Consider the following 19076-nt stretch of genomic DNA (forward strand, 5'->3'; position numbering starts at 1 on the left):
AACTTCTAAACGGTAGTCCGTGTTATAAAGAGGCATCATTATGAGAATGAGAATAAAGTTGATAGTCAGCTTTGTGGCAACCGTCATAGTACCCATCATTGCTATTTCTTTAGTCAGTATATCGCAAACCAAAAAAGAGTCTTTAAATCGCTTCTTGGAAACCTCTAGTAATGAAATCCGTCAGGTGGAGAATTCATTTATCTTGTTTTTCGAACAAACCAAGAAAAATGCGCGATTTTTGGCACAGAACCGCGACGTTACCAATCTTTCTGACGACACGACGACCTATTTCGATGCGCCTAAACCGATGACCCCGGCGACAAATGGTCCGCAAGAAGCAAAAATTTTTGAGCTTTATGAGTCGTTTGGACAGACCCATGAGGAATTGCTATTCGTTTACCTTGGCACTGAACGTGGCGGCTTTATTCAGTATCCCGCCGAGCCACTAGGAAATTATGACCCTCGCAAACGGCCCTGGTATCAAAGTGTTAAAAAAGCACCAAACGACGTCATTATCACCGACCCCTATCAAGGGGTGACTGGACAAGCAATGGTGTCAGTTGCAACAGCAATTAAACGTAATGGCAGCCTTATTGGCGTGCAATCCCTTGATGTCACGCTTGGTACCTTAACCGATATAGTTAGCAACATCAGACTTGGAGAGACTGGCTATCTTCTTCTCCTCGATGCGAAAGGTACCGTTTTGGCAGATCCCAAGAATAAAGCGTCGAATTTTAAACATATAGATGATTTAGACACACCTATTTTCAATGCAATAAAAAATGCCGGTAGCAAGCCTTATTTAACCATCGAAACAGGCGAAAAGACCGTAGATGCCAAAATTTATCGTTCTGATGAGTTAGGATGGCAGTTCGTCGCGGTTATTGACGAAGAAGAAATTTTGGCTTCCTCATACAACATGTCGATGAGCATTGCATTTATCGCTTTGATCATGCTGATATTGTTTATAATTATCGCCATTGTGATGGCGAACAAAATTGTTGAACCCATCGAAATGGTCTCAGATGGTCTGAAAGAAATCGCGCAGGGCGAAGGCAATTTGTCAAAACGATTGAAAGTGATAAGCAAAGACGAAATTGGCGAGTTAGCCAGCTGGTTTAATAAATTTTTGGACTCAATCAATGTACTAGTAAAAGATATTCAAAATAACGCTCACACTCTAAATAGCGCTGCGAACAAATCCCAACGAAGCATTAATGACATTCGCACGCTTTGTCATAATCAAGCTGAAGGGTCCAGCAAAGCGGCTAATACGACCGAATCAGTAGAACACATTGCCCAAGAGATTAACCACTGCTGCCAGCAGGCGCTGGATGATATCTCAACCGCTGACGAACATGCTAAACAAGGTAGCGATATCATTGAGAGCACCGTATCTCAGGTTGCTAAACTAAATAACTCTTTGGCGGAATCAGCTACCGCGATGAGCCATTTAGAAACCGAAAGCCAAGATATCACTAATATTCTTGGTGTGATACGAGGTATCGCAGAGCAGACGAACTTACTTGCATTAAACGCTGCAATTGAGGCAGCAAGAGCCGGAGAGCAAGGCCGAGGTTTTGCCGTGGTCGCCGATGAAGTCAGAACTCTAGCTCAACGTTCACATGATGCCACACAGGATATTGAAAAAGTCTTAACCAAGTTGATTGAACAAACCAGAAACGTATCAGAGCAAATGACCGCAAGTGTTAGTGAATCAGAAACCACAATCACCCATTCGCAAAGCGCACAACAAGCCTTTTCAGAAATCGCCAGTGTAGTGTCTCGGATCAAAAATATTGTCGCAAACGTAGCAGATCAAGCTAACCAACAAGGCCATGCCTCTGAGCAAACACGTGAGCAGATCCAAGCGGTTGACACTTCGGTGCGTCAGGTTGGTGAACAGGCCGATACCTTATATTCCGGCGCTGAGCAATTAGTCGCACTCGCCAAAGATCTCAACAAATTAGTTGGCCGATTTGATGTGGAGCATTGATGGTGTGGAAAACCCACACACAATGCGCCACGCGTCTGCGATAAATGTGCCACTAGATTTGGCTGCGGCTCGGTAGGTTATTTGAATGTGGGGTGAGAATCATTCCTTCGAATAAGTTGTTTATATTCGATTGCAAGCGATGCGATTACACATAAAATTTGGAAACAAACCGTATCAAACGGTCAAAGTAGCATGGCGCTTCACTTATACCGAAAGCTAGAAACAGCTAACAATAGTCTCTTAGGGGCAATAACAAACCGTGGTATTAACTCGTTTATGCCCCAAAACGTGTTTAGAGTAGTGCTTCTGGGCGTGAAGCGGCCATTAGAAAATCATTTCAAAAACACTGTTTTTATGTCCAGTCATTTTGTGTTTCTTCTATAGTCAAGAAAATGACCCATTGGGTCGTTTTTATTCTTTCTATAATTATTAAAAATATACCTGTATTAACAAGTTAGTTAGTATGATAGATCTGGTACAATGACAAAAACAACCCGAGGCTCGGTAGAAAAACGACCCAATGGGTCGATATTAAATTGTTATAAGTCAAGGGAAGTTCGGTGATGAAATCGATAATCAGAAAACTTGATGTGTTAAGCGTGTTTGCAGCGTGGACACTTTTGCTAGTTTTCTTTGTATCTTTGGCTTATGGGAAAATTTTTTCTGAACCTGATGCTAGTGCAACTCATTTAGTCTATTTGTTTGGTGCTTTCTTTTGTGCAGTATTAGTTCACATTGTTTTGGCACTTTTTAACCGTTGTCCTCATTGCAATAAGTGTTTAACTGTTCAAGGTTTTAAGAAGCCTCACCCAGCTTCAAGTGGTAGTTGGGATAAAGTAGTTTGGCGCTGGTTTTCTGGTTCTATTGTATGTATTCATTGCGGGCAAAGAGTGGCAACCAATGGCTTATAACAAGTTGCTCAAGTTCGTTCGTAAACTCACTGGGACAATTAACCGTTGGCTTGGCGCTTCGCGCAAGTTTAGCCAACTGTCAATTGCCCCTTAGCAAAGCGTTAGGTAGCTAGATGGAATTTGAGAGTTGGTCGACACCTTTTGAAGATGGCAGTTTGTGGCTAATTGATTTGTCTTGGGGCACTAAAGAGTGGACTCTGGAAAAACCGAACGGTATAAAGTACAAAATCAAAGGCGACGCAAAACACGAAGGTCATGAGCTTGTTGCTCGCGTGTTTCACGAGGAGTCGCAAACTATATTCGAGTTATTATTTGAATCTGTAAATGGCTTTCGTTGCCTTGATGAACATGGGCTGACAGAAATCTGGAACAATGATCGACCAAAATTAAATACTTTTAAAGTAAAAGGTCATGGTTGGCATAAAGAAAGTCCGCTTACCTTTTTCATGGGAAATGATGATGAATGGTCTCACTTAATAGTTACTGCTGACGAATGTTTAGAGGTTATTTGTAGCGAGGCCCCAAATGTAAAAGAAATTGGTAAAATAGAGGCAGTCGCTACCTAACAAGCCAATTCAGCGTGGGACTGCTAACAGCTTGCTCGATTCCGCTTCGCTGCACATTTTAGCAAGCTATTATCAGCCCCTGATTGGGGCGTTAGGTGTTTCATGAGCGCAGAGTACATAATCGGTATTATCGTTTTTCTCGTGATCGTTTATTGGTCTAGTGAGACTTTGCCAAAAAAATACCGTAGCCGGAAATGCATGGGAAGGAGTTGGAAAACTGAGTTTCCAAACTCTAGCAAAGAAGACATCCGTAAATTCTTACTTTTGTTCACCGATTCTTTTGCATTCTCTGAAAATGACAAACTTAAATTTGAACCTAACGATAAACTACTCGATATATATCGGGAGCTTTATCCTTCAAAATGGATGGCTGACGCACTTGAATTTGAAACATTAGCAGACGAAGTAAGTAAAAAATACGGAGTTAAACTCAATGATGTGTGGCATGATAATCTAACGTTAGGGGAATTATACTCTGGTGTAAAAAACACCTAACAAGCCAATTAAGTGCGGGACTGCTAAAGCTTGGCTCGGTTCCGCTTCGCTACACAGTTTAGCCAAGCATTATCAGCCCCTTATTGGGGCGTTGAGGCTGTAGAATTACTCTTTTCAGGTACTGGATTGTTGGTTTTGGGTTGACTATTTTTCAACCTTGAATCGAGTTGGTTACTGTGATCTAATAGATATTATTCACCCATGGTAATCTGTTATGGCCAACTACAAGCCAGACTTATCCTGCCAAAGCAAATTCATACCTATCAATTTCGCTGAGCAAATTTTGCCAGGAACCTTTGAATATGCGCTTTGTTATATTGTTGAAAATAAGCTGGACTTGTCGGGCTTTGACGCTTGGTATAACAACGACAAAACAGGCGCTGCGGCGTATCCGCCCACGGTGATGTTAAAGGTTATTTTACTTGGCTATGCACATGGTTTAATCAGTAGTCGTCGAATTGCTAAAGCGTGTGAAACAAACATTTTATTTATGAGTGTGTCGGGTGATATTCAGCCGCATTACACATCAATAGCAGGTTTTGTAGCTAAAATGCACGAACAGATTGAACCGCTGTTCACACAAGTGCTGATGATTTGTGACGAAGAAGGGCTGATAGGCCGCAACATGTTTGCTATTGATGGCTGCAAGTTAAAGTCGAATGCGAGCAAGGAGTGGAGCGGCACATTCGATGAGTTAGGCCGTAAAAAAGCAAAACTAGAGCGGGCAAGTAAACGCATCATTGAGCGCCATCAAGCACAAGACAGCCTAAGTGAAGAACTAGTCATTCAGGACTTAAAGCAAAAAGAAAAGCTAGATAAAAGCGCGGCTAAAATCACAAGGTTCCTTGCCACACATACAGAAAGAACAGGCAGCAAAGGGAAGCCAGTTAAAAGCAATATCACCGACCCAGACAGTGCAAAAATGACCACCTCTAAAGGCACCATCCAAGGCTACAACGGTATTGCGATAAATGACGATAAGCACCAAATTATCCTGCAAGCACAAGTGTGTGGCTCGGTGGGTGAGCAGCAAACACTACAACCAGCCATTACGCAATTAAAGCAGCAGCTTGATAAATTAAACACGGTTAAACCCACAGATGAACTCACAATAAAGTTCACCGCAGACAGCGGCTTTAACAGCGAATCTAACTTGGCATTTATGGCGCAAAGTGGCTTTGATAGTTACATCGCCGATAACCAATTTAGAAAACGCAACCCGCTGTTTAAAGAGAGCAAAACCTACGAAACAGCGCAAGAAAAGCGCCGATTAAAACGGCGTAACGGCAAACCCCGTTTATTTACCTCAGACGACTTCCATTTTGATGACAGTACACAAACTTGTCGCTGCCCAGCAGGTAAAGAAATGTGGCGAAGTGGTACTCAGGTAAAAAGTCATCATCACGAATACACGCGATTCTGCGGTTACTTAAAAGACTGTAAAATCTGCCCCCTGCAACAGCAATGTATGCGAAAACCACCGATAAAAACAGGGCGACAAGTACAGTTTAAGAATGATGAATCACGCAACATAATCAGTTTCATCGATAAAATGAAAGTGAAAATAGACAGCCCAATGGGACGACGACAATACAGCAAACGACTTGGATGTATCGAACCTGTGTTCGGCAGCATCACGGTGAATAAAGGGATGAATAAGCTCACATTACGCGGTCAAGTAAAAGTCAATGCGCAATGGCAGCTATACTGCCTTGTTCACAATATCGAAAAGTTACGAGAAAGGGTGTCGTAAGCCAATAACAACCTGACCTAACAGCTCCGAAACGCCTCTTAAACCACAACAAATCAGCTTAAACCAAACGCTCTAAAATAATTACTCACACCCAACTAAACGATTGAATCAAAATAGGAACTCAGTTATCGTTTGGTGATTACAAAAACAAATTTGAAACGAGTTATTCTACAGGCTCGTTGAAGATCCGATATTGGCACAAAGCCGTCCTTTCGGCTCTAACTCACTTCTGTCCAAAAGTGAGTTTGCCACCGGTTGATCTCACAGCTTAAACCAGCCATTAAATAAACCACTCCCTTTCATACACCCAACCGTTCATATGAACTGATTGTTTTGAAGAGTTAGTTTAGATCTTACGCTTTTCACTTCAAAACACGACTGTCAAATACAATTCATAAAACGTATAACACATTGAAAATTCAAATAAAATATCACTCTAACACGCATTTTTTCACAATATAGGCGCAAACAACTTGATAACAAAATGTAAATCAAGTAAACATATTTGGTACATGGTAAGTTATCCACCATGAAATATAAACTATTTATCTCTCAAAGGAATAAACATGAACTTAAAATCAGTCATATTCGGTACTTTTGCAGCTCTGACTATTTCAGCAATGGCTACACCTGTCGCCGCGCAGCAAGAAGTTGCATCATACCTTACACCAGCTAAAGGGACTTATACTTACCGAGTAGTTTGTACGGATAGGCAGACAGGAACCGTAATTTTTAACCGTATCGTCTACGATTTGGTATTAGCAGACCACTTAGTGATGTTTTGTACAGAGTTCGATGGTCAAGGGGTAATTTTGAGCATTTAATGTTTAAAGGAATAAGCTAGATAATTACGCTAGGTTCTTGCTTATTCCCGTTTTAAAATAAAAACAATTACTTAAATAATGCTCCAAAAGTTAAGCTTCCTGTCAAGATTCACTCTCCCACACCATTACCGTTGTTTGCACGCCATTATGTTCAGTCTTACAAACGAACTTAAAGCCATGGTTTAGGTATAAAGCTACATTGTGCTGCTCTGCTTGCAAGTACAATTTGCTAATTCCCAAGTGTGCGACATGTTGCTTCGCGCGGTTGATAAGAGCATGTGCATAACCTTTTCCACGCTGGGACTTGGCGACATAGACACCACCTAACCAATGCATAAACTCAGGGTGGTTTTTATTTTCTTGCAATTTAAGCTCGGCAACCGCGACTAGCTCGTCGTGCTCATGCACAACCAACGCGAGCGGAAACTCCTCTTGGCTTTGCGCTTTCGCCGCTACTTTTTCTTTTATCTCTGACAAGGTAATGCCAGCAATAGTTTGTCCCCATTCATCAAGATACCACTGGGCTATGGTTTCAACTTCATTGGGATGTTGTGCTAAATAGGAAACCTGCATTGATTAACTCCTTTCCTTTGGATGTCATGTTCGTAACTATTTTAAAACTTATGCACAGTCGAGGTTAACTTGAATTCTAAAATATGAACATACCTGAGCCTTGTTGTTCATACTCAATAGCACAAACGGGTTCACTTCTTGATGGTTGTATCGCTATGTTTAAATACTCATCTCAAGTAAAAACATCTTGTAGAAATTGCCTCAGCGACTGATACAACTGTTTCATATCATATAGCCTTACTTGAATAACTTGTCTTACATATCATTATTCAATTTCTATTCCGTCAAGAACCAGCTAATGTTAAATACATGGTTGTTATTAAACGCATGATCAGGAATATACTTTTGCGCGCTTTAATCAGCATAGTTTTACTCTCTGTCTTTGTATTTACACCTGTAAAAGCCAATAGCGATGGCTTAACACGTGGCACCACCAAACCGGTCCGAGTTACCATCCTAGCAGACGAAAGCTACCCGCCCTACAGTTACCGACAAGACGGTGAAATGCGTGGTATTTATGTCAGATTAGTGCAACAAGCAGCATCTCTTATTGCTGATGAATACGAAGTGGAAATTCTTGGTGTGCCTTGGAAACGCGGTATCTTATCAATACAAGAGGGCGAGCACTTTGCCATACTTCCACCCTACATACATCGTGATTCACGTCCATATATGTGGCCCTATTCAGTCACCTTGCAGGAGGAAGTCGTTGTCGCTTTTTGTAATCAAGGCTCATCATTAAAAGGTTTACCTAATACCACTCCTACTCATGTGATCAATGTTGGATTAAACGCAGGTTACAAAATATTGGATAACGCATTAAAACAATCACAGCAGCTCGGACTAGTCCAAATATGGGAAAACAAAGACACGATTTCTAATGTGGAGAAACTAGCTAAAGGCCGTATAGACTGTTACGTAAACGACAGGATCTCTACTCAAATAGCGCTGGATTCGATTGCTGCTCCGCCGCTAAGCTTAGATATTTCAGCCATAATAGAAGATAAAGTGTTAATGCGCAGAACCGCTCATATTGGCTATCGTTCAGGCTATAACGAGCGGTTTCCGTATAAGCGCGACTTTATCGTCAAGATGGACCAAGCGTTAATGCAAGTAACGAAAAGTGAGCCATAAAAAACGTGCTCAGTGAGCGCTTAGTTTTAAGAGAATTAAACCAAGCGCCCTGCTTACGCTTTTACTCGTTTACACTGCCTATTACTCTTATGCTAGCACAGGCATAAATTCGACAATGCTGTAAATTGACTCAAGCAATTTACATTAAACAGTATTGGTCTAGGCTTGTTTAGCCCCTAGATGAGGTAATTTACTAATCTAAATTTACTCGGGGCTAGTATAAATTAATAACTCACATAAAAATCACAGCAGGATCAACATGAAACACGGTATATTTTTACTCTTAACCTCAACGCTACTACTTAGCGGGGCTGCACAAGCCGATGAAAAACAAGTAGATTTCAAGCTCGAACAACTCAAAAAGAACCTTTATGTGTTGTACGGACGAGGTGGAAATATCGCAGTGAGTAGTGGCGAAGACGGTATATATATTGTTGATGATCAATTTGCCAACTTGAGCGATGACATTAAGGCACAACTTAAAACATTGAACAAAGCAGCGCCCGAGTTTGTCATCAACACCCACCATCACGGTGACCACACCGGCGGCAACGAAAACTTTGCTAATGCAGGAAGTCACATCATCGCCCACCACAATGTGTATGAGCGGCTCAAGGAAAAACATGGCGCTGACTCTGATTATTTGCCAGTTCTCAGTTTCGGCCAAGATATGAAGTTAAACTTTAACCAAGAGCAAGCTCATTTATGGCATTATCACCATGCACATACCGACGGTGATGCTGTGGTGTTTTTCAAAAATGCAAACGCGGTACACATGGGAGATTTATTTTTCAATTTAGGCAGTTTGCCATTTGTAGATGTGGATGGTGGAGGCTCTCTCAATGGCTTGATGAAAGCAATTGAAGATATTATTCACAAGATTGACGACAAAACCATCGTCATTCCGGGACATGGACAAGTCACCAATAAAAGTGCACTAATCCACTATCTAGCATTACTTAACCAAGCTAAGTCACTGATGTTAAAAGCTATGCATGTGGGTGCTTCATTAGAAGATGTCGTTACAGCAAGACCGTTGGCTCCCCTCGAGCTACAGTATGCCAGTTGGCTACCTGAAGAACGCGTGACCACCCTCTTCTATCGCAGCTTGACAGAAAAATAGCCAAGGGCGCAGATGCGCCCGTTACTTATTCTGAAGCGATTAAGCTTATGTTGATTTAATAGCCAAATGCCCAAGCACCTATCGTCATAGTAAGTATCGTTACCAACGCGATTGCCAGTAAATTCATGACAAAGCCAGCTTTTACCATATCGGCAATATGCAATTTTCCGGAGCCAAATACAATCGCATTTGGCGGAGTTGCGACTGGCATCATAAACGCACAACTGGCTGCGATTGCAGCAGGTACAACCCAAATGAGCGGAGTACCAGTTACCTGCTCAGCAACAGGGCCAAGTAGCGGTAAAAAGCCTGCCGCGGTTGCGGTGTTACTGGTTAATTCAGTAAGAAAAGTGATTAACGCTGCCACTGCCAACACCCCCAACACCACAGGAATAACACTTGCGCCTGACAGCACCTGAGCAATATACACCGCAAGACCCGAACTTTTGATTTGCGCCGCCAACGCCAGACCGCCGCCAAACAGCAATAAAATCCCCCAAGGCACAGCTTTGGCAGCTTCCCAATCCATCACTTTTTCACCAGTTTGCTTATTAGCCGGTAGTAAAAACAGCATTACAGCAGAAAACACTGCAATTCCCGTGTCGGTGATAGCAAGGCCTGTCCAGTTAGCTAAATACGGCCGAGATATCCAACTAATCGCGGCGAACACAAAAATCAACGCAACATTTTTCTCCGCCAGCGACATCTTGCCCAAAGCAGCGAGTTGTTTTGAAAATATATCTTTTAGTGCTTGTTCATTCCCATTGGCAGTCACCTTAAACGCAAACCTAGTGAGCCAAACCCAGCACAGTAATATCATGCCGACGGTAAATGGCACCGCCATCACCATCCACTGTGCAAAACCAATTTTAATCCCGTAGTTTTCCCATAAGTACGCTGCCATTAGGGCATTGGGCGCCGTACCAATAATAGTCCCTACTCCACCAAGGCTAGCGCTGTAAGCTATGGCTAGTAATAACGCTTTTCCGTAATTTTCATCGCCGCAGTGATTTTCGCCTAACACGTAAATAACCGATAAAGCGATGGGCAGCATCATTAGTGTGGTCGCCGTATTATTGATCCACATAGACAAAAAGCCGCTCACTGCCATCATCGCTAAGATTTGCATTTTGGGGTTACTACCACTTCGAAGCATGGTCCAAAGCGCTATCCGCTTATGCAGCTGCCAACGTTCCATCGCGATGGAAATAATAAAACCACCAAAAAACAGAAAAATCAGGGGATGGGCGTAGAGGCTTGAAACACTACTGATATTGTTAATATCAGCAAGCGGAACAACAATTAGCGGTACCAGCGATGTAACAGGTATGGGAACTACTTCACTCACCCACCAAATTGCTAGCCACATAGCCAACCCTGCAGTACGCCAAGCTTCAATGCTCATCCCTTCTGGAGAGTGGCTAAAGTAAGTAATCAAAAAACAAGCCGGGCCTAAAAGTTGCCAAAGCATCGAATAACGAGAATTTTGTTGCTGTTCCATATAAGTCGTTCGCAATTATTATTATGAGTGAGGCTATCAACACAAAGTGAAGCCAATATGTATCCGTTGCGGTTAGTTTAACTGGTTCAAGGGAATTAAGAAATGCGTAGCATTACCGTTGGCTAAGTCAGGCAAAGTAGATGCAATGCCTGACTTATACTAACCTCAGCTACGCATAAGCGAACTTGCCCAATGGTGGTTAAGAGCTAAGCGTCGCCTTAATTTTGGATCACCAAAACCCTTATACGCAGCTGAGGTTATAGTAGCTAAAAGTTAATTATTTGTACCTCACCGGCATTAAATTCAAAGACATTGATTTTGCCGCAGCGAGCAAAGTGATTACTGCTTTTATACGGAGCATCAAGCTGATTAATGTCATTTTCCCAGCCTTGTCCATTTTTGACATAGGCTTTCAATTCAAACCAACCTTGATAGCTTTTACTGCAATCCATTTCTACATCTAACAGCCAGTAATGCGCACCCCATTGGTTTAAAATCATCTCACCAAACCCATCGGTTGCGTAGCGTTTGGCCGCGCCCCAGTCATTCGGCCACTGATCTGTGGTCCAATCAAGAGGACTTCCCATTGCCTCAGATGATTGAGATGGCTCAGAACCCAACCAGTCAAGGTGGCCGTCGCCCACTTTCCAGTTTGTTGTAGTTGGGTTTCTTAAATTCAGGTGTTTAATTGGTATCATACACAGTACTGGGTTTTGATCGCAGTCTCTACCTATCGTCTGTGCAAATTGATGATCGATCCCACCTCGCACAAACATATCTTGACCAGACTGAGTTTGCGCTTTGATAAACACTAGCGTTCGTTGCCAATCTGGATTCATGGGCGGCTGCTCAAGTTTACTAAGGTGGTGAATAGCAATGGCATCCATCGCATTTAAAGATATCGTTGCCATCCCGTTACTATCGATTGAAACACTACGCCCACTGCAATCCTGCTGTTTTTTTTGACCTGATAGTTCATCACAATATACCCCCGGTGCCAGCCCTGTTTGTAGCGATACGTTCATGCCGCTGGACTCTTTGTTAATCGCGACAAAGCCCAAATTCCCTCGAGAAAAAGCGATCTGATTGTTTCCATTATCCCACCAGTTGGAAACTTGCCAATTACCATTAGTCGCATTGCGAAAACGCATTGCACCGACAATTTTTTCGCGACGATGTTCACATTGCCAAAGCGTCTGATGACAATTCAATTGGCTTTCTTGATGAACAGGCACATTCGGAGGACCCGCATCTGTATCGCCATTAAACTCAAAGCTAGACATGACCTTTGGATATCCGTAAGGGTAAGCTAGCATAAAAACATTGGCTAAATCGTATAAATCGCCATCGGCAAATGTGACCACCGCTCCGGCTCCACCGTGACCACGCTGATTGTCATGGTTGTCAGTAAACACCACGGCTTGATAGCTAGGCATCATGCCCCAAGCCTCACCGAAGTTCCGCAACCAAGCTAATTTGCCATTTTTAAACGTGTCACTGAGCTTGATACTGTATTTAAATTCGGTTACTAAACCATTGCCAAAATATTCAGACGCAGAAACCGCCTCACTGCCTTGGTCTATGACTTCTTGAAACACTAAAGGGTTACCCGAAACGCCAGACAATATGTCGGAAATGTGTTGTGCGGGCATATGTTTACTAGCGTCAAGTCGGAATCCAGCCACACCTAAGCTTGTCAGTGAGTTTAAAAACTCCGTAAGTTTGCCTTTAACGTAAGTTGCATCGGTATCCAAGTCGTGCAATCCAACTAATTCACAGTGTTGTACTCGCCACGCATTGTTGCCGTAGTCTTGTGGATTGATAGCACACGTTTCATGAAAGTCTCTAGGGCTATAAATAGGGTATTGTTTATTAGCAAATTGATTGCCAGCAACACCTGTTCCACTGCCATGAGCCATATGATTGATGACCGCATCCACATAGATGTCGACACCAGCTGCTTTACAGCGTGCCACCATATCTGCAAACTCAGTCTTATCACCGCTACGACTGACTAATTGATAGCTAACGGGCTGATACCGAGTCCACCATGTATCGCCAACAATGTGCTCATTTGGTGGTGATACTTGTACCGCTGCATAGCCATTCGGTCCTAGAAAGGTTTCGCACTCTTTCGCAACATCTGGCCATGACCATTCGAACAAATGAACGAAAGTCGTGACGTCATTGTTAGCTGCGTAACTGGACACGCTCGCTATACTCGTTACCGCAGCCATGGTAGCAACGCAAAGGTTTTTTAGTTTTATCATTGTGCTCTCTGTTTTTATTAAACTTCAGCTGCGGATAAGAGTTTTGAAAGTGTAAACTCTCAAAACCCAATGATTCCTCTCATGCCAATGATGATATTTTGCTCAATACTACGGCGTTTTCGCTTTTAATAGCTGGCTATTACAAGTGAAAACAACGAAGATAGTGGACAAAATAGTATTATTGGGCAAATTCGTTTATCCGCAGTTGTGGTTATTTACATTTATGAAACACAATAGTTGCTCAGTAAAATCAGTCCACTGAATACGTATGCAATAACATGGACCTTATGAGGCCTGTTGATTGAACATTGCAGCAGATAAGCAAGTTTGAATTAAGGAACCGAAATGGACACGCTCATCGCCATTACACTTTTTGCGATTGTTTCTTCAATCACGCCTGGACCAAACAACATATTGGTGATGTCTTCTGGCTTGAATCATGGCACCCGCCGTTCAATGCCACTGTTGTTCGGGATCTGCTTCGGGTTCGCGTTTATGCTACTTGCGGTATTAATGGGTATTGGTGAACTGCTACAGGCATTTCCGGTCATGCAACATTTGCTGCAATGGACGGGTTGTTTGTACATGCTTTACCTTGCGTGGCAAGTAGCCAACGACACAAGTCAAGCTGATAGCAAAGACAATGCGTCTCCGCTTGGGTTTATACACGGTGCTTTATTGCAATGGATAAACGGTAAAGCATGGGTGATAGCGATTGGTGCAATCGGCGCTTTTGGCACTCAATCGACGGACTTTATGAACACCCAGTGGCTATTACCGCTCGTCTTTTTAATTGTTGCCATTCCTTGTGTGGGCATATGGATGTTGGCTGGTGTTTCGCTGCAAAACTGGCTTATTAATGGTCAACGTCGGCGCTACTTTAATGGTGTGATGGCCGTGTTGCTCGTTTTGTCTGTGCTGCCTTCAATGCAAGATTTGATTGCTAATTCAGCCCTGTTTAAAACCGTATTTAGCTAGGATTTGATGATATACCCCACTGTTTTTTAGGGTTTGCAAACCTTGATTAAATGCAGAAATAATTTGCTCTGCGTTAGGATGGTGGCGATTAATACCAATATGCAGCGGCCATATCGCTAGCTTTTCTTGATGAATATACAAACTCGTAAACCTCGGATTACGTTGTTTCAGATATAAAATTGCCAGCTCATCCGCTACCACATGCTGCACTCTTCCCATACTCAAGTGAATGATACAAGCGTTAAGCGAATTTAGCTGCACCAACAAAATTCCTTCAACCGCACCCAATAACTCTACTGAGCGATAACCCCGAATAACGCATACACTTCTGCCTGATAATTCGTCAATTTTGCTAAAGTGAAAAACACCTTGCTGAGCTGAGACAAGAACCAGATTGTTATGAAAGTAAGATTGACTAAATAGCACCGTCTCAGCCCGCTGCTTTGACCACCAAAGTGCCGGAATAATGTCAATTTTGTGCTTATTTAGCAGACGCATGGAACGACTAAAAGGCGCATCCATAAATTGGAACCGTATGTTCTGATTAGCAAACGCTTGGCCCACTACTTCAACCGAAAAGCCAGAACTCTCATCGATCACATAGGGCGGCCAAAGGTTGTGACTACCCGTTACTTTAGAAATTGGAACAACACTAGAACCTGCTTGTCCATCGAACGACAAAAGCACTATCAACACAATGACAAACCAATTCACGCCTTCACGCACGCTAATCTCATTCTAGCTCTTCGTTTAATAAATTCAGTGTAGACCATATCAGACGCCGAAGGCAGCAGCGCCAAAAGGCGAATAGTTCACCGAGTAAAGAAACAACCAAATCAATCCAAATTGCAACGATAAATGTCCTCTACCGCACAACTCAATGTAAACCAATGTAAATAGACATTTAACTTTAATTGAAATGTAAAGTGAAAAACTTAAACTATGCCACCCGGAGCAATATTCGGGTAACGATAAAAAACACGGGAAAATAATAATATGATTAAAAAATCACTACTCGCTTCTGCAGTAACGCTTGCATGTATGAGCGTTCAAGCCGAAGTGATCATCTCTGAATATGTAGAAGGAAGCAGCTATAACAAAGCTATCGAGTTATATAACGGTGGCGATAGCGACGTTGACCTGTCAGGATATGCGGTTAATTTTTTCTTTAACGGTGCTCAAGAAGCACGCACTAACATTGAGCTTTCTGGCACTTTAGCTGCAAAAGCTACCTATGTTATTGCACATGCAGATGCCGCTGCTGAGGTTGTAAATAAAGCACAACTGACCAACAAAAGTAGTTGGTTCAATGGTGATGATGCCATTACGCTAACCCGCAATGGTGACGTCGTAGATAGCCTTGGACAGCTTGGTGTAGATCCTGGAAGTGAATGGATAGACGGAGAAGTTCGTACCAAAGACAGAACATTGGTACGTAAAAATACTATTACTACAGGCAGAACCGATGCAACCGCTGAGTTTGCTGGTGAATCACAATGGTTAGTATTAGCAAAAGACGACTTTTCAAATTTAGGTAGTCACATAAACGGTGGTGACGTACCAGAGCCAGATCCACTTGTCTGTGGTGAAAACAACACCTTAATCAGTGCGATTCAAGGGAATGGCGATGCTAGTCCACTAGCTGGTGAAATTGTTGAAGTACAAGCGGTTGTGACTTCCAGCTTGCAAGGCGACGAGCAGTTGAAAGGTTTCTTCATTCAAGAAGAAAGTGCCGATCAAGATTCTGACAGCAGTACATCAGAAGGTATTTTTGTTTACTTTAAAGACACCTCAGTGAACGTTGGAGATGTTGTTAAGTTACGCGCAAAAGTCGAAGAAAAATATGGCCAAACGCAGCTTGGTTTTGTTGCAGACTTGCAAGTTTGCGGCACTGCACCATTTAGCGCCACCGATATTTCCTTGCCTGTTGAACAGGGCCTAGAAGCCTACGAAGGGATGTTTGTAAACATCAGCAACGATTTGATCGTAAATGATACCTATGGACTTAAGCGTTATGGTGAAGTCCTGTTAGGAACTGAACGCCTTTATCAAAGCACGCAAATTGCAACACCTGGTGAAGCTGCAAACCAACTTGAAGCACAAAACAAAGCTAAAGAAATCCTTCTCGATGATGGTTCTTCAGTTCAAAATCCTGACGTTATTCCTTACCCAACGCCAACGCTTGACGCATACAACACATTAAGACTTGGCGATAAAGTCACGGGTGTTCAAGGTGTACTAGGTTACGGCTACAGTAAGTACCGCATCCACCCAACCGTGACGCCAAACTTTATCAACACCAATTTACGCACTGAAGCACCCGTTGTAGAACAACGTGGTGATTTAAGAATTGCTAGTTTTAACGTATTAAATTACTTCAATGGCGACGGTCAAGGCGGTGGTTTCCCAACACCTCGTGGCGCAGACAATATCGAAGAATTTGAGCGTCAAAAAGCCAAAACATTATCAGCGCTTGTTGCACTAGATGCGGACGTCATTGGCTTATTAGAAGTTGAAAACGATGGCTTCTCTGAATTAAGTGCAATTGCTGACTTGGTTAACAGCTTGAACTCAGCTGACAGCGATAATACCTATGCCTTTGTTAACTTAAACGTGGATAAAGTCGGCGGTGATGCGATTACTTCTGGGATTATTTATCGCAGTAACAAAGTGTCTGAAGTCGGAACGGCCTCATTCACAGAAGCGGTGCCATTTGACTATGGTAACCGTCCACCTGTGGTACAAACATTTAAAGATGTTAGCAGTGATGAAACTTTCACTGTGGTTATGGCACACTTACGCTCAAAAGGGAGTTGTTCAAAAGCAGAAGGCCTAGACCAAGACCAAAATGACGGCCAAGGCTGCTGGAACCAAACTCGTGTCAATGCAGTAAACAAATTGACTGAGTGGCTTGCCGCTAACCCAACTGGCGTAGTTGAAGAAGATGTCATCATCTTAGGTGATATGAATGCCTATGGATTGGAAGATCCTATCACGACCTACATCAATAACGGCTTTGTCGACGTGAAGAAACAGTTCCACGGAAACAGCCAAGACTACTCATATGTATATCAAGGCCGTATTGGTAGCCTAGATCACGCCTTTGCTTCATCTAGCATGTACGACAAAGTACAGTCAGTGACTGACTGGCATATCAATGCTGATGAGCCAGTCGCACTAGACTACAACACAGAATATAAATCAGATAACCACAAAGCTAGCTTGTATGCTGAGCATGCCTACCGTGCTTCTGATCACGATCCTGTGGTAATCGATTTCAACTTTGCAAAAGAGCCGACAGTTATCGAAGGTGAGTTTACCAATCTAGCGGGCTGGTTCTGGTGGCAGACCAAATCCATCGACCTCCCTGCGGGCTTTGACAAACTAGAAGTGTCGATCACAGGTCAGGGCGAAGCGGATTTATATGTCCGCTATCACAAAATGCCAAGCTTTTTTAAATATGACTGCCGCCCATACCTTTGGGGTAGTGAAGAAAGCTGTACCTTTGATCAACCTGCTGAAGGTAAGTGGAACTTTAGACTGCGTGGTATCTTCCCGTATCACAGCGTTACTCTTAAGTACAAAGCTATCAAAGCAAACTAATACATAACCCCTATTAGTGTTGGTATCAAGTAAAAGCGCAACAGTCAGACCACTGTTGCGCTTTTTATTTATGTCTAACAGAGTAAATCCGACAAGCTAGGCAGAATGTGTCTCTAATGCCTCTGTTTTATAGTTAAAACACAAACAAGCTAAGATCTCACTAACCTGAGAAGTTCTCAGTGCGAAACTCGATTTTAACGCCCGTTCATGTATGGTATGGTCACCGTCGCCATAGGGTCCAAATCCGTCAAGTGTTGGAACTCCTGCTGATGCCACAACATTCGCATCCGAAACGCCACCACGCTTTTCCGTTTTCAGTGCATACCCGAGTATCGATTCAATTTGTCGCAAAAAATCGAGCTGCTCTGGCGTTTCACTCATTACTCCACGCTGAAGACCACCTGAGACTTCAATTTGTACGCCTTCCGTTCGGGCTTGAATACAAACCTCGTCTATGGCGCTTAACAAACGTAATTGCTCTTGGCGGTTGGTAAATCTTGCTTCAACTAACATGTTGGCATGGGGTGAGATGGTATTTGCGCCGATCCCTCCCTTAATTTTACCGACGTTCACGGTGCTTTGCTGCTCTAAATCTGTAAGTCTAGTCAGAGCAATTAGCATATTTGCTAACGCAAGGTTGGCGTTAATTCCATCTTGGTAATGGTTGCCAGCATGAGCGGCTTTGCCTTGAATAGTAATGTCGAACGTAGCAATGCCTTTTCTAGCGATCACCACTTCATGATCTTGACCTGCGGCTTCAAACACTAAACACGCATCGTATTCTTTTGCGATTGTGTGCGTTAATAACTTGCTATCATCACTCCCGGTTTCTTCATCACTAACCAACAAAAAGTCGATATTGTTTAAGGTACCAAATGTTTGTTTAAGCCTTCTTAGTGCATTTAATGCAACGAAATTTCCACCTTTCATATCACACACACCGGGCCCATACACCCACGTATCATCTTGCCTAAAATCAGTAAACGTATCGGGCGGAAAAACCGTATCGAGATGCCCTAGCAGCAAGATTTTCTTACCGACACTTTTTGGAGTCTGAAACAACAAATGATCGCCAATATTTTCTCTTGGATAACGCGTTAGCGAAAACCCGAGTGGTACTAACAACTCCACCATCTGTTCTCCATGCAGATCGACACCTGCCTTATTTTTACTGTAGGAATTGCAATTAATTAGTGTTGCTAATTCGTCAAAATCTAACTCAGCCATCATCCTGCTCCTTATCAATTTTGCCTCATGCTGGCGAGCAGTCGTTGCAGTAAAGTGAAGCTTTTATGAACAAATTTTGTTCATCCTTTTTTTTAAAAAATCTGTCACACAATGACGTTTAC

Annotated in this window: 15 protein-coding genes; 10 read left to right on the plus strand and 5 right to left on the minus strand. The window is 42.8% G+C overall.

The features are described from left to right. The first annotated feature begins 40 nt into the window (after window positions 1–40). From ACSLBF_RS20740 to ACSLBF_RS20765, 6 genes are all read left to right on the plus strand, one after another. Window positions 41–1996: a methyl-accepting chemotaxis protein gene (locus ACSLBF_RS20740; protein ID WP_440056536.1), complete on the plus strand. Its 1956-nt coding sequence runs from the start codon at window positions 41–43 to the stop codon at window positions 1994–1996. A 563-nt stretch (window positions 1997–2559) separates the two neighbouring features. Further along, window positions 2560–2907, plus strand: coding sequence for a hypothetical protein (locus tag ACSLBF_RS20745; protein ID WP_440056537.1), 348 nt, complete (start codon window positions 2560–2562; stop codon window positions 2905–2907). 113 nt (window positions 2908–3020) lie between these two features. Continuing rightward, window positions 3021–3473, plus strand: coding sequence for a hypothetical protein (locus tag ACSLBF_RS20750; RefSeq protein ID WP_440056538.1), 453 nt, complete (start codon window positions 3021–3023; stop codon window positions 3471–3473). A 102-nt stretch (window positions 3474–3575) separates the two neighbouring features. After that, complete coding sequence (locus ACSLBF_RS20755; RefSeq protein WP_440056539.1) at window positions 3576–3968, plus strand: hypothetical protein; 393 nt, start codon at window positions 3576–3578, stop codon at window positions 3966–3968. A 214-nt stretch (window positions 3969–4182) separates the two neighbouring features. After that, the gene (locus tag ACSLBF_RS20760) at window positions 4183–5721 is read left to right on the plus strand and encodes a transposase (protein WP_440056540.1); all 1539 of its coding nucleotides are present in this window, start codon (window positions 4183–4185) and stop codon (window positions 5719–5721) included. 566 nt (window positions 5722–6287) lie between these two features. Next, window positions 6288–6545 carry a hypothetical protein gene (locus tag ACSLBF_RS20765; RefSeq protein ID WP_440056541.1) on the plus strand — a complete coding sequence of 86 codons (258 nt, stop codon included), beginning with the start codon at window positions 6288–6290 and terminating at the stop codon, window positions 6543–6545. Window positions 6546–6647: 102 nt separating this feature from the next. Here ACSLBF_RS20765 and ACSLBF_RS20770 read toward each other — a convergent pair whose 3' ends face one another. Further along, the gene (locus tag ACSLBF_RS20770; protein ID WP_440056542.1) at window positions 6648–7118 is read right to left on the minus strand and encodes a GNAT family N-acetyltransferase; all 471 of its coding nucleotides are present in this window, start codon (window positions 7116–7118) and stop codon (window positions 6648–6650) included. A gap of 345 nt (window positions 7119–7463) precedes the next feature. On the opposite strand from ACSLBF_RS20770, the gene ACSLBF_RS20775 reads away from it, so the two are divergent. Both ACSLBF_RS20775 and ACSLBF_RS20780 read left to right on the plus strand, forming a co-directional pair. Beyond that, the gene (locus tag ACSLBF_RS20775; RefSeq protein WP_440056543.1) at window positions 7464–8252 is read left to right on the plus strand and encodes a substrate-binding periplasmic protein; all 789 of its coding nucleotides are present in this window, start codon (window positions 7464–7466) and stop codon (window positions 8250–8252) included. A 259-nt stretch (window positions 8253–8511) separates the two neighbouring features. Further along, on the plus strand, window positions 8512–9375 hold the full coding sequence (locus tag ACSLBF_RS20780) for an MBL fold metallo-hydrolase (protein ID WP_440056544.1): 864 nt from the start codon (window positions 8512–8514) through the stop codon (window positions 9373–9375). A 55-nt stretch (window positions 9376–9430) separates the two neighbouring features. On the opposite strand, the gene ACSLBF_RS20785 is transcribed toward ACSLBF_RS20780, so the two are convergent. Continuing rightward, complete coding sequence (locus ACSLBF_RS20785; protein WP_440056545.1) at window positions 9431–10876, minus strand: SLC13 family permease; 1446 nt, start codon at window positions 10874–10876, stop codon at window positions 9431–9433. Window positions 10877–11142: 266 nt separating this feature from the next. Then, the gene (locus ACSLBF_RS20790; RefSeq protein WP_440057047.1) at window positions 11143–13113 is read right to left on the minus strand and encodes an alpha-amylase; all 1971 of its coding nucleotides are present in this window, start codon (window positions 13111–13113) and stop codon (window positions 11143–11145) included. Between the two features lie 378 nt (window positions 13114–13491). Between ACSLBF_RS20790 and ACSLBF_RS20795 the strand changes: the two genes are divergently transcribed. Beyond that, on the plus strand, window positions 13492–14124 hold the full coding sequence (locus tag ACSLBF_RS20795; protein WP_440056546.1) for a LysE family translocator: 633 nt from the start codon (window positions 13492–13494) through the stop codon (window positions 14122–14124). On the opposite strand, the gene ACSLBF_RS20800 is transcribed toward ACSLBF_RS20795, so the two are convergent. Beyond that, window positions 14095–14850, minus strand: coding sequence for a substrate-binding periplasmic protein (locus ACSLBF_RS20800; RefSeq protein WP_440056547.1), 756 nt, complete (start codon window positions 14848–14850; stop codon window positions 14095–14097). The two genes, ACSLBF_RS20795 and ACSLBF_RS20800, sit on opposite strands and share 30 nt — an antisense overlap. 270 nt (window positions 14851–15120) lie before the next feature. Between ACSLBF_RS20800 and ACSLBF_RS20805 the strand changes: the two genes are divergently transcribed. Then, window positions 15121–17727, plus strand: coding sequence for an ExeM/NucH family extracellular endonuclease (locus ACSLBF_RS20805; protein WP_440056548.1), 2607 nt, complete (start codon window positions 15121–15123; stop codon window positions 17725–17727). 96 nt (window positions 17728–17823) lie between these two features. Here the strand turns inward: ACSLBF_RS20805 and ACSLBF_RS20810 are convergent, their stop codons facing one another. Next, window positions 17824–18954 carry a M20 family metallopeptidase gene (locus tag ACSLBF_RS20810; RefSeq protein ID WP_440057048.1) on the minus strand — a complete coding sequence of 377 codons (1131 nt, stop codon included), beginning with the start codon at window positions 18952–18954 and terminating at the stop codon, window positions 17824–17826. Window positions 18955–19076 lie beyond the last annotated feature (122 nt).

It is taken from the genome of Pseudoalteromonas sp. T1lg65 (genome assembly GCF_051930985.1).
Taxonomy (GTDB): Bacteria; Pseudomonadota; Gammaproteobacteria; order Enterobacterales; family Alteromonadaceae; genus Pseudoalteromonas.